At 40.0% G+C, this 11,972-nt stretch carries 10 protein-coding genes; 3 read left to right on the top strand and 7 right to left on the bottom strand.

Going from position 1 to position 11,972, the window contains the following annotated elements; translation table 11 throughout:
* Nucleotides 1–116: 116 nt before the first annotated feature.
* The 3 genes from BMW36_RS03430 to BMW36_RS03420 form a co-directional block, all read right to left on the bottom strand.
* Entirely contained in the window at nt 117–1,307 is a 1,191-nt protein-coding gene (locus BMW36_RS03430) for a chromate transporter (RefSeq protein ID WP_425431915.1), read from the bottom strand.
* Between the two features lie 17 nt (nt 1,308–1,324).
* Nucleotides 1,325–1,633: a PadR family transcriptional regulator gene (locus BMW36_RS03425; RefSeq protein WP_089739058.1), complete on the bottom strand. Its 309-nt coding sequence runs from the start codon at nt 1,631–1,633 to the stop codon at nt 1,325–1,327.
* A gap of 201 nt (nt 1,634–1,834) precedes the next feature.
* Nucleotides 1,835–2,854, bottom strand: a complete 1,020-nt coding sequence (locus tag BMW36_RS03420; protein ID WP_089739056.1) for an NADP-dependent oxidoreductase — start codon at nt 2,852–2,854, stop codon at nt 1,835–1,837.
* Between the two features lie 160 nt (nt 2,855–3,014).
* On the opposite strand from BMW36_RS03420, the gene BMW36_RS03415 reads away from it, so the two are divergent.
* Together BMW36_RS03415 and BMW36_RS03410 are read left to right on the top strand one after the other, a co-directional pair.
* The gene (locus BMW36_RS03415) at nt 3,015–3,455 is read left to right on the top strand and encodes an RrF2 family transcriptional regulator (RefSeq protein WP_089739054.1); all 441 of its coding nucleotides are present in this window, start codon (nt 3,015–3,017) and stop codon (nt 3,453–3,455) included.
* Between the two features lie 59 nt (nt 3,456–3,514).
* On the top strand, nt 3,515–4,414 hold the full coding sequence (locus BMW36_RS03410; protein WP_089739052.1) for an NAD(P)/FAD-dependent oxidoreductase: 900 nt from the start codon (nt 3,515–3,517) through the stop codon (nt 4,412–4,414).
* Nucleotides 4,415–4,703: 289 nt separating this feature from the next.
* On the opposite strand, the gene BMW36_RS03405 is transcribed toward BMW36_RS03410, so the two are convergent.
* The 3 genes from BMW36_RS03405 to BMW36_RS03395 form a co-directional block, all read right to left on the bottom strand.
* A complete protein-coding gene (locus tag BMW36_RS03405; RefSeq protein ID WP_089739050.1) occupies nt 4,704–5,390 on the bottom strand; it encodes a hypothetical protein in 687 nt (228 codons plus the stop codon).
* Between the two features lie 305 nt (nt 5,391–5,695).
* Nucleotides 5,696–7,756 (bottom strand): 5'-nucleotidase C-terminal domain-containing protein, encoded by a 2,061-nt coding sequence (locus BMW36_RS03400; RefSeq protein ID WP_175480342.1) that lies wholly within the window; start codon nt 7,754–7,756, stop codon nt 5,696–5,698.
* 78 nt (nt 7,757–7,834) lie between these two features.
* The gene (locus BMW36_RS03395) at nt 7,835–9,811 is read right to left on the bottom strand and encodes a metallophosphoesterase (protein ID WP_089739046.1); all 1,977 of its coding nucleotides are present in this window, start codon (nt 9,809–9,811) and stop codon (nt 7,835–7,837) included.
* Between the two features lie 222 nt (nt 9,812–10,033).
* On the opposite strand from BMW36_RS03395, the gene BMW36_RS03390 reads away from it, so the two are divergent.
* Complete coding sequence (locus BMW36_RS03390; RefSeq protein ID WP_089739044.1) at nt 10,034–10,384, top strand: DoxX family protein; 351 nt, start codon at nt 10,034–10,036, stop codon at nt 10,382–10,384.
* Nucleotides 10,385–10,982: 598 nt separating this feature from the next.
* Here BMW36_RS03390 and BMW36_RS03385 read toward each other — a convergent pair.
* Nucleotides 10,983–11,927, bottom strand: a complete 945-nt coding sequence (locus BMW36_RS03385; protein WP_089739042.1) for an NADP-dependent oxidoreductase — start codon at nt 11,925–11,927, stop codon at nt 10,983–10,985.
* Between the last annotated feature and the right edge of the window lie 45 nt (nt 11,928–11,972).

Here is an 11,972-nt window from a genome sequence, read left to right as displayed (position 1 = left end):
CAGTATAGCACATAACATCATACCACTTTAATGCACAGTATCCCTATAATGTGCATTAATTTTTTTCTAACATTCGTGTTTTGAGCGGAACATGGTCGTTATGTCCCATCCTCGTTTTAGATAAATGTCATTAATGTGCCGCCTGCTGCTCCTGTCACCACAATTACCCATGGTGGAAGCTTCCAGAAAACTAACATACTAAATAATACTGCTGCAAAGGCAAAATCAATTGGCGCTAAAATGGAGCTTGTCCAGATCGGATCGTAAAATGCGGAAATCAAAATCCCTACTACGGCTGCATTCACACCCATTAGCGCACCTTTTATCTTAGGATTGCGACGCAGACTGTCCCAGAATGGCAATGCTCCAAAGATGAGCAAAAATGCCGGAAGAAAAATGGCTACAGTTGCGACAAGACCACCAGTCCAACCATTCATAACAGCACCTAAATAGGCAGCAAATGTGAACAATGGGCCAGGAACGGCCTGTGCAGCACCATAACCAGCAAGAAAAGTTTCTTCACTCATCCATCCTGTTGGCACAACTTCCTGTTCAAGTAATGGTAAAACAACATGCCCGCCACCAAATACCAAGGAACCGGAACGATAGAAACTGTCGAACATGGCAATCCAATTACTTGAGGTTACTTCTCTTAAAATTGGCAGTAAAATAAGCAAACCAAAGAAAAGTAAGAGACAGAGAATCGCGAAATTTTTTGACAAGGGCACTCTTACACTTGTTTCAGAATCGTCCTTCTGATGCTTGTAAATAATAAAACCAATAAGTGCAGAAATCAGGATCACACCTACTTGTGAAAATGTTGCCTGCCATAATAAAGTAATGACCAACGCTAATAATGCGATTGCTTTTCTTTTTAAATCGGGTGTCAGTTTCTGGGCCATTCCTAAAATGGCATGTGCCACTACCGCAACTGCTACAATTTTCAATCCATGAATCCAGCCTGCATCAGCCACATCAAAGCTTTGCAGTAACAAAGCAAAAATAATCAGTGCAAAAACCGATGGCAAGGTAAAGCCAAGAAATGAAATGAATCCCCCTAAGAGGCCTGCACGCATTACACCGATCCCGATTCCAACCTGACTGCTGGCAGGACCGGGTAGAAACTGGCAAAGCGCAACTAAGTCTGCATAGCTTTTTTCATCCATCCACCTTCGCCTGCGGATATATTCTTCATGGAAATAACCAAGATGGGCAACAGGCCCTCCAAATGAAGAAAATCCGAGCCTTGTAGATACCATTAAAATTTCCATCAAAGTCCTCAATAGTCCTTTGTCATTATTCATCATATCATCTCCTTTAATTGTTAATCTTTAATCTCTTTGAAAAGTTCATAAGCTTTTGCTCTAGCTTCCTTTAGTACAGCTTCACCTTTTTCTGTTGCTCTGTAATATTTCCGGATTTTACCTTCCACATTCTTTTCTTCTTTCTCTAACAGTCCATCTGTTTCCATCGAGTGAAGGATTGGATAAAGAGTACCTGAGCTAATATTGTAGCCATGTTCCCGAAGCTCTTCTAACATCCACAATCCGAATATCGGGTGTTCCTTCGCATGATGCAGGATATGAATTTGAATAAATCCCAGAAAAAGTTTTCTTAATACTCGGTCTTCCAAAAGTAAAACCTCCTGTTTTCGAATGTCAATATCGGAATTCTATATCAAAGGGTAACATAGTGTATAATTATGTTTCAATCCTATTTACAAAAACTTAACATGATCAGGTGTTTTGCCGAGCATTGTTTTAATTATGCCAATAGCAAGAAAACAGCCCTCACTGCGTTAAGAGCTGTTTTTCATGTATGGTTAAATTACGATCTATTCGTTAGATGGTTCAGCAACTTTCACGAGTAATTTGCCAATATTATTTCCTCGGAATAAATCCAGAAAGGCATCAGGAATATTTTCAAACCCTTCTTTCATTGTTTCTTCATACGATAATTTGCCTTCATTGAGCCATTGGGCAAGTTTTGTTGCCCCTTCATTAAACCGCTCTGAATAGTCCCCGACAGTAAATCCTTGCATTAACGCACTTTTCTTAATTAATACTGTTTGCACGCGCGGGCCGACATCTTGTTTCTCCAAATTATAACTTGATATCGCACCACATACCGACACTCGCGCGAATTTGTTCAACAATGTAAATACAGCATCCGATATGTCGCCGCCTACATTATCGAAATACACATCTACTCCGTCAGGACATGCCTTTGCTAAATCATGCTTTATATCCTCTGTTTTTTTATAATTAATTGCTTCATCAAAGTGAAGCTCTTCTTTTAAATACTTAATTTTCTCATCTGTCCCGGCAATTCCAACAACTTTTGCTCCTTTGATTTTGGCGATTTGACCGACAACAGAGCCTACTGCACCTGCAGCCCCGGAGACCACTACTGTTTCCCCTTCTTTTGGTTTACCAATCTCAAGTAATCCAAAGTATGCCGTCAGACCTGTCATACCAAGAATACCTAAATGTGTTGATATTGGAGCGATGTCTTTATCAATCTTCCTCACTTCATCTTCTTTTGCTGTATAATATGTTTGCCAGCCGAAACCGCCAATGACAATATCGCCTTCTGAAAAGTGGGAGGATTCGCTTGTAACCACCTCACCAATCGCCCCGCCATCAATTACTTTGTTTAATTCAAATGGGGCTACATATGACGGTGCATCAATCATTCTCCCGCGCATATACGGGTCGACAGAAACATACAATGTGCGAATAAGAACTTCTCCGCTTCTCGGCTTAATGATATCTTTTACTGCAAATTTGAATGTATCTTTATCAGGGGTCCCTTTCGGTCTTTTGGCTAAAAGAATTTGCTTATTTTTGTCCACATAACCACTCCTTTAATTGAACTTGCACTAAAAATAACAAATTATGGTGTTAAGCTAAAGTTACTTGCTCATAAAACCGTTGTCCAAAACGTTATTGTTGACTTAATCTGTTTAAATACATATTATAGATACATAAAGTCTATAATTAGGGGATGAGATAGTGAAGTACTCCAAAGCAACGAATTATGCCCTCCACACCATTGCTTACTTAGCCCTTTTGCCATCAGGGAAAACAATTGGGGTAAAGCCGCTGGCGGAGTTTCAGCATGTTTCACCGAGTTACCTTTCGAAAGTATTAACTAATTTAGTGAAAGCTGGTTTTATTGAGTCAGTAACAGGGGTCAACGGTGGATATAAATTAATTAAAAAGGCTGATGAGATAACATTTTTAGATATTATTCAGGCAATTGAAGGAACATCTTCCTTATTCCATTGCAGCTTAGATAACTCCCCACATGATCGGCAAAACTGCCTTATAGAAAAAGCAATGAACGAAGCAGAGAGGAAAATGGAAGAGCACCTAAGCTCAGTAACAATAGAGCAGATTACCAATCAATTTGACAAAGATATAGGAGACTCTATCCGCCTTGATGCTAAGTAATTTTTTTGACCTAATTATAGACTTTAAATATCTTTAATAACTATAAAGGAGCTAAATGTATGATTTTAGATTGTGCCATTATTGGCGGAGGTCCAGCAGGTTTGAACGCTTCACTTGTTTTAGGCAGAGCACGTAGAAATGTTATCCTTTTTGACAACAACCAGGCACGAAACTCCGTAACACAAGAATCACATGGATTTATAACAAGAGATGGTGTAACACCGACAGAATTTAGGAAACTGGCACAGCAAGATATCCACAAATATCCTTCCGCAGAAATCGTGCAATCCACTGTAGACAAAATTGAGAAAGAAAAAGAAGGACTTTTCAAAATTTCAACAAGACAAGAAAAGGTGTATTACAGCAAGAAAGTTATCCTTGCTTTTGGTTTAAGGGAGAACTTACCAAATATAGAGGGATTGAAAGATTATTATGGCAAAAGTGTCTTTAGCTGTCCTTATTGTGATGGCTGGGAGTTAAGAGACAAGCCATTGGTACTTTTTGGTGAAAGTGAACATGTTGTCCATATGGCAAAAATGATATATCAATGGAGTAAGGATTTAATTATTTGCACAAATGGCAAGCAGCTAATACCAGAAGATGAGGCGCGATTATTTAAGAGTAAGGGACTTAAAATTAAGGAAGACAGGATTTCTCATTTATCCGGTTCTGACGGAAAATTAGCAAAAGTATTTTTTGAAGATGGAACTGAGCTAAGCAGAACTGGCGGGTTTGTTACCACAGAACTGAAACAGCCAAATAACCTTGCCAGTTCACTAGGGTGTAAGCTGGAAGGGGACCTTGGGATTACTGTCGACAATTTAGGCAGAACAAATGTAGAGGGTATATATGCTGCGGGTGAAACATCGACAGGCCCCGCGCAGTTAATTATCTCGGCTGGCCATGGTGTCCGTGCAGCAGCTGGAGTGAATTATGAGCTGACGATGGAAGAATTCTAATCAAATAATTTAATATAAAGCTCTCTACTATTCATTCTAATGTAGAGTAAAAGGAGAGAAATCATATAGTCAATATTGGCACTAGTCCAATATTGGCTATATGCAGGATAATGATCGCATTTCTACTTCAAAAGCAGTCTAAGGTTGAATATACGAGCAGAAACCTCTTATGAAAAAATAGTGCCATTATCAAACAAATCGGCAATGGCTTCTTAAATCACTTTGACTGACTGTATTTCCGTGAAGGGAATAGCGATTGCTGCTTCTCCCTTGTTCTGTTCACCAACACTTAAAAGCTTGGGGTTTTTAGGGGCGCTTTCTGATCAATACTTTTGTGGTTTCTTCTCCATAAATCAACTGCTATCCATATACAACCAATTGCCACCAATAAACCGTGGAAAATTCTAACCGGCTGATTAAAGAAAAATTGTGGAAGATACAAGCACATCCCTATCGCGAATGGTATTCCACTCATTTTCGTATAGTTGCCTGATTTCCAGAAAGCCACAGCCAGCAGGATTGCAAAGATGGCAAGCAATAGCAACCCTAACGCAAACATAACAAGCCCTGTACCTGAACGAACGGTTTCTGCCTGACTAATCAGGGCAGCTGATTGCTGAGAGACTGCCTCCTCCCCGATAGCTTGCAGACCAAATGTTTCCCCACCGTAAAAAGGGAGGATCAACCCTACTCCTAATATGCATGTTATCAAAGTCCAATATGTAAGTGTGAATACAGGAGTCCCTTCCAAGGAGTAGTGAATACCAAGCAATCCAATTGGCAGCAGGGTAAATGCGATCATTGCTAGTATATGGGCAACCAGCCACTCTGTAGATGCGAAAGCTGTTGCACCTTCTAGCGATGTTTCATCAGAAAAGGGACGTACGGCTGGGTATAACACAAATAATATTCCAGAAAACATAAAAGATAATGCACTTATCCGGATTCTCCGGTTCTTTGCAGACAATGGTGACATACATGTTTCCTCCTTTTTTAAATACTGAAATTATTATATTGGAGCAATTTATAAAACTGACTGTTTTTTTGTAAAATTTGTATGAAGTTATCACTAAGGGGCTAATGAATGGATCCGGAAAAAATAATCACCGCAGATTTGCTATCGAATTTGTACTTCTATAAAGAATTTGAGGGGAATTCTTCACACTATGCGTGCAGTTTATATTTATAGGATTTCATTAAAAGTGAATCTCAAAATACCTAAAAAGCCATTACCCAAAAGGCAATGGCATTTTCAGCAGTTGCTCATAGGGAATTTCTATTCTATTCCGGCTTCCCGTTTAAAATAACAATTCTCCCTTCCACTTCTGGCAGAATAGTACCCTGCTCTTCCACATATTCAGCAAAAGCGTCCCTTAAGAAATGCTTTGTCCGTAATACTTCCACGGTGTCTTCCTTTAGCATTGTAAATAAATCTCCACCACCTGTTAAGAAGTCATTTGCTGCGACCGTATAAGTCTTCTCCAAGTCAATTTGTTCTCCATCTATAAGAACTTCCACTACTCTGGACCCCTCACTTTGTGAAGGATCAATGGTATAACTAAGTCCGGATACCTGAAGGAAACTTCCAGCGGCTGACGGATAGGAAGCAACCCCATGTTCTAATGCCTTCCAAATTGTCTGGCCGCTTGCTTCCACCATAACTACTGTATTATCAAATGGAAGAGCTCCATAGATTTGTTCTAATGTAATTTCACCTTTAGGAATGCTGGCACGTACCCCACCGCCATTCTGCAAAGCAATGTCCGCACCGGTTAATGCCCGCAAACTGTCTGCGATTGCATTGGCTAAATTGGACTCTTTTAATCTTACTGTTTCGCGCTCTCCATTTAAGTCGACTGTTGTCTCGCCCACTACTGTTTTCATCTTTTCATCAATTTTACTTTCGTATTTTTCAATGATGGAGTTTACTGCAGGGTCATTTTCAAGATTATCGGTCATAAAAATATGTGCGAAGTTGAAGCCTAGCATCTGCCCGTCAAGCATATGAATGTTGATTTGATTCAATGTTTCAGCATGCTTTCCAGGAGAAATCAGCCAGGAATTACCGATTTGTTTCGGGAAGTCAACGATATCCTCCCCTCCGCCAATAACCAAGTCAAATCCCTCCACTTTCGTTGGCAAAACTTTATTATCTCCGTGAAGATGAGATAATCCAATCACAATATCAGCTTCTTCTCTGATTTCCTGAACTGTATTTTCCGCTGCTGTAAAGTGGTCTTCAAATGTAATGCCTTCTACGTTCTTCGGATGAGTAAAATGATGACTTTGATCATCTGTAACTCCAAGAATAGCTATGCTTGTACCTTCTATTTCTTTCATTATATAGGATTCAAGGAAATTTGGGTGCTCCCCATTGTATCTGGTATTCGCTGATAAAAAGGGGAATTCCGCCAGTCCTTCATTACGCTCCATTACAGAAAACGGGAAATCAAAATCATGATTCCCTAACACCATCGCGTCATAACCCATTTCATTCATTACTTCTATTGTAGCTGCTCCCTCTGAAAGGTTCGCTATATTGGTATTATACGGTGCATCACCAGCATCAAGCAGAAGGGTGTCTGGATGTGAAGCACGAAACTTTTTCACTATCTGACTCATTTTAGCAATGCCGCCAATTTCCTGTTCTGTACCAGACGGCACATATGGCTGCAAATGTCCGTGAATATCGGAGGTTGCAAAGACTGTAACAATCTGAAAGTCAGAATTTGATAATATATCATACATACTTTTTGCCGCTTCTCCGCGGGTAATCACCTCATTAAGATGAGCTTTGTCTTTTGAAACAAACCCATACTCGCTCATGTTTTTTTGAAAATCCAGTGACTGTTGGGCTCCAAAAATCACTTTCCCCATCATATCGGTCCATTCTTTGTATGTCACACTATGATCAGGATCGTATTCCTGCTCCGCTTCGATCGCTCTAATTTTAAACAACCCTTCGATTTCTTCAAGTGCCCAGTGACCTTGAAGATTCTTAGCGGTAGGTATTGTAAATGATTCGTCAATGACAGCAAGAGGGTCCTGATAGGTTAGTTTTTTTTCAGTATCTGGATTTAAGGGTACAGTTGGATTTATTTCTGCTAGTTGAAAACCACGATTCAGCATTACTGCAGCTTCTGCACGTGTAAGCTCATGATCTGGATAAAAATTCTTATTTGGCATACCGTTTAATACACCTGTAGATGCTAAATGATTTATCGCTTCTCTGTAGGATGAGTCTGAAATATCTTTGTAAGCATCTTCCGATTGTGCGAAAGAAGGCAGAGCAGTCAAGATGGATAAAAACAATATTACTAAGAAGGATATATTCTTTTTCAATGGCCATACTCCTTTATTAAATATTTTTTCCAAGTTAAAAAAACAGAATGGAAGTGGTTCATTTGCTTATAGGACCAGTTACTTTGCTAAAGCATCCACCATTACTCCATTTTCATCAAAATAAACTTTCTGCACATCATTATAGACTCGTCTTTCCGTGCGAATAAGTTCATAGTTATCGTCCAGAATCGGGAAAATATAAACAGGTGATAATGTCAATTCAGTACCTGATTCAGTTTTTTCAAAATCCATCTGTAAATGACCGTAATGCAATCCGCCATCATGCAAATGCTTCACACCATCTTCATTAGTCCCCCAGAGCTCAGGCTCATTTCTTGTCGCACTCCATTCGGTATAGGTGTTATAATTTTGCGGGACATATTTTCCACTTTCATCCTTAATCATTTTCTCCCCGCGTAATCCGTCTGCCGCTACACCGACATCATAAACATGAAAACCGATCCCGTCTTCATTGAGGTCAACCCAGCTGCGTTCAAACATTTCATCATGGCCGCTAATTACTACTGACACGCCATACTGCTCAAACATTGGAGAATATACTCTCATTGCAATACCTGACTGATTATCTGCATATTCATGATTTGGCGGTGCACCGTGAACACCGCTGGAGTAAGGTGCGTGGTGGAATTGAACCATAATGATTTGGCCTTTTTCACGTGCATCCTTTAGCTGCTCTTCCACCCATTTGTATTGTTCTGTCCCTGGATTGAAATTCGGCAAATCGGAATCATCTATCGTTGTGTCTTCGAAAACTCTTGTAAATGCCTGATTATAATCCTCTGCGGTAAACTCTCCCTGTGTATCTGTCGAAATGTATGGATCCCCTTCCACACCCTGTTCTGCCCAGACTTGTTCATTTAAAACCGAGTCATCTTCACTGTACACCTCTCCAGTGTACGTGTCCGTTTTCGTAGATTCATCAGGAATCCCATTTGTTGAATCCAATGTTAATAACGTGATCGGACCAATATCTGTCCTGTAATATGAATCTTTATATTGTGGATTTTGAGGATCACCTGGTGTGTCGAAATATTCATGATACTTATTTCGTGAAATTACTGCCGGCGAACGGTCCTCATCACTTCCGTACCCGCCATTGATGGATGCATATGTTTCCCAGTTACCAAGAGCAGGAAGCAATGGAGTTTTTGAAGCAAGTGAAGTAAACTCCCCTGAGAAATGACGCCAAAATTCATCCCATGCAGGCTGATATCCCGATCCTTGAGCTAAATCCCCAGCAATAAGAAGCGCATCCGGATTCGCTGCTTCGATATGTGACAAATTCTCATTTAGAGCCGTTTGCTGATCTAGTGGATAACGAACTAAAAACATTCCATTACGGGATTGATTGCCAAACTTTTGATCAAAGAGAGAGCCTGGTCCCGGACGTTCCTCCGATCCGGCTGCATATGGATTGATTGTATGTAACTCCCATTCACGATGTTCCAGAGCACCATATGGTTCTGTTTCCGTATCAGAAAAAGCAATTAGGGTTACCTCCTCCCAGTCATCACTTTCCGGATATGTCCGAAAAGAAGATGTGTGGCTTTCTTCTCCCTGGATTACCGTGTATTGATATGTTTCATTCGGTTCTAACCCTTCGATCGTTACAGTGTGTTTGTAATTAGCGTTTGATTGCAACCATGACCCTTTCGGTAAAGTTTCGATCCTCCAGTTTCCCGGAGCATACGTCAATTCCTGCTCTAATTCCTTTTCCGTATATTCCATTAAACTCATATAATACGGTTTGGAGCTGTACGAATCATTTCCTGAGATCCCTGGACCTGAAACCGTTACTTTTCCGGGTTCGTCCAGCTCTGAAACCCAGCTGATTGTCATTGATGTACTCATTGGTGATTGTAAATAAGGTAATACGCGGAATCCTGTTACTGGTTCACGGAGAGTTTGCGGAGGATTTTCCTTTTCTGCAGCTTCAACTGCAACTAATCGTGCTGAAACCGCTAAACTAGTTGCTGCAATTGACAATGTTAATGCAGACAGCGCCAGCCTTCGTAACAAAATACTTGTTTTCATAGAATCTCCCTTTCTAACATAATCTGACTTCATTCTATCAATGATCTATTAGACTACTGAGGGGATTTCGTAAAATATATGTAAATTTTATAAGGAACCTTAAAACGATTTCTTTTAAAGATTTCAAAAGGTGGAAAGGTTGTCCAATTGCTTGCATATAGATAAAGTGTAACTTTTAATCTTTAACTTTATGAAAATTTAAAATTGACAAGGAGGCTTGTTATGCTAACATTACCGTCTTTAATTCGTTATGCAACAGGCTACGTTTTTCTCATCTCCGGAGTGATGAAATTATTTATTATTGATTTAACCAGTGCTTTTGCTAATTATGGAATTCCCTATCCTGAACTGGTAGCGCTAATTGTCGGGGCAACAGAGTTAGTCTGCGGTATATTGATTATTGCAAATTACTATGTAAAAAAGGCAGCACTCCCACTACTGGTTATCATGGTTGCTGCACTGCTTCTTACCAAAGTACCTCTACTCCATACCGGGATTTTTCATTTTTTATTTGAAGCGAGATTGGATGTGGTGATGATTGTTCTGCTTTACATCTTATTAAAAAGAGTTTAAGCAAATCAATTTTCCCCTTCTCCATGATTTCTCAGATCGGTTTTTCAATCATATAGTTATTTAGAATAATTGTCAGTTGGCGCTCCACTTCAAAAAAACATATTGCACTATTCCTTTTCCGATTTGTCCAGCAGTTGTATTGCCTGAAGCGGTTCATTTTCTATATAGGCAATGAGCGCCTCCAATCTGTTTTAAGTAATGGGGTCTATTCTCGACATGTATTGGGGTAATACCTTATAATAGGACAGTTATTCAGTAATCGTTATAATTGATATTATTTATTCTTCAGAACGCCTGCCTCGGCGCTCTCTCGTGATGAACATATACACTTTATTCTTCAGTACTCCTGCCTCGGCGCTCTCTCGTGATGATTATATATACTTTATTCTTCAGTACATCTGCCTCAGCGCTCTCTCGTGATGAACATATACACTTTATTCTTCAGTACTCCTGCCTCGGCGCTCTCTCGTGATGAACATATACACTTTATTCTTCAAAACATCCGCTCTAGCGCTCGCGCGTGATGAACATACTAATTAAAACAACAGAAAAACAGCCAATAATCAGTACTCTTACTGAATATTGACTGTTTTATAATTTAGTCGATGGTTATGACGATTTTCCCTGCAGCATGATGTGTTTCACTCACCGAATGGGCATCATATACACCTTGTCGTGACAATGAAAAAGTAGTTCCTACAATACTTTTCATTTTTCCTTTTTCTAATAAGTCAGCCAGTTTGCTTAACTGTTCGCCGTCCGGCTGAAGCCAGATGCCTTTTGCGATTACATTTTTCTCCTTGGCTTTTTCCTGATTCGGTTCACCAACAATGGAAATAAGCCGGCCGCTATTTTCTTTCAGCACCTCAAAGCTGTCATTTTGTGTCTCGCCGCCAATCGTATCAAGGACAAGATCTATATCTTTTAACGTTTCTTTTATATCTGTCGTGTGATAGTCAATGACTTCATCTGCGCCTAATGAAATAAGAAGCTCATGATTTTTTGGACTGGCTGTTGTACAAACATAGGCACCAGCTTCTTTCGCTAACTGAATGGCATAAGTACCAACTCCGCCAGCACCTGCATGTATGAGCACTTTTTGGCCTTTTTCTAATTTACCATGATCAAACAGACCCTGATATGCTGTTAATCCAGCGAGCGGTACTGCTGCTGCTTCCTCAAACGATATGTTTGAAGGTTTCTCTGCTAACAAATTATCATCCACAATTGTATATTCCGCATATGTGCCAAAACGGGTAGTGTCAGGGCGGGCAAAAACTTCATCTCCCACTTTCCATCCGGTTACGGCTGATCCTGTCTCTACAATGACTCCGGCAACATCCCAGCCGAGAATAATCGGGAATTCCCAGTCAAACATTTGCTTTAAATACCCTTCGCGGAGTTTCCAGTCTATCGGATTAACCGATGTTGCTTTTTCACGAACCAATACCTGGTTTGCTCCCAGTTCCGGTAATGTAACTGTCGCTTCTTCCAACATATCTTTACTGCCGTATTGGTTAATGACTACTGCTTTTGTTTGCATGATGTACACTCCTTTAGCATTTTTCCCATAGATAAAAAGTTATCC

Source organism: Gracilibacillus ureilyticus, from assembly GCF_900111195.1.
GTDB lineage: Bacteria > Bacillota > Bacilli > Bacillales > Amphibacillaceae > Gracilibacillus > Gracilibacillus ureilyticus.
The sequence above is the reverse complement of the archived record's forward strand: the minus strand, read 5'-3'. Positions and strand labels throughout refer to the sequence as shown.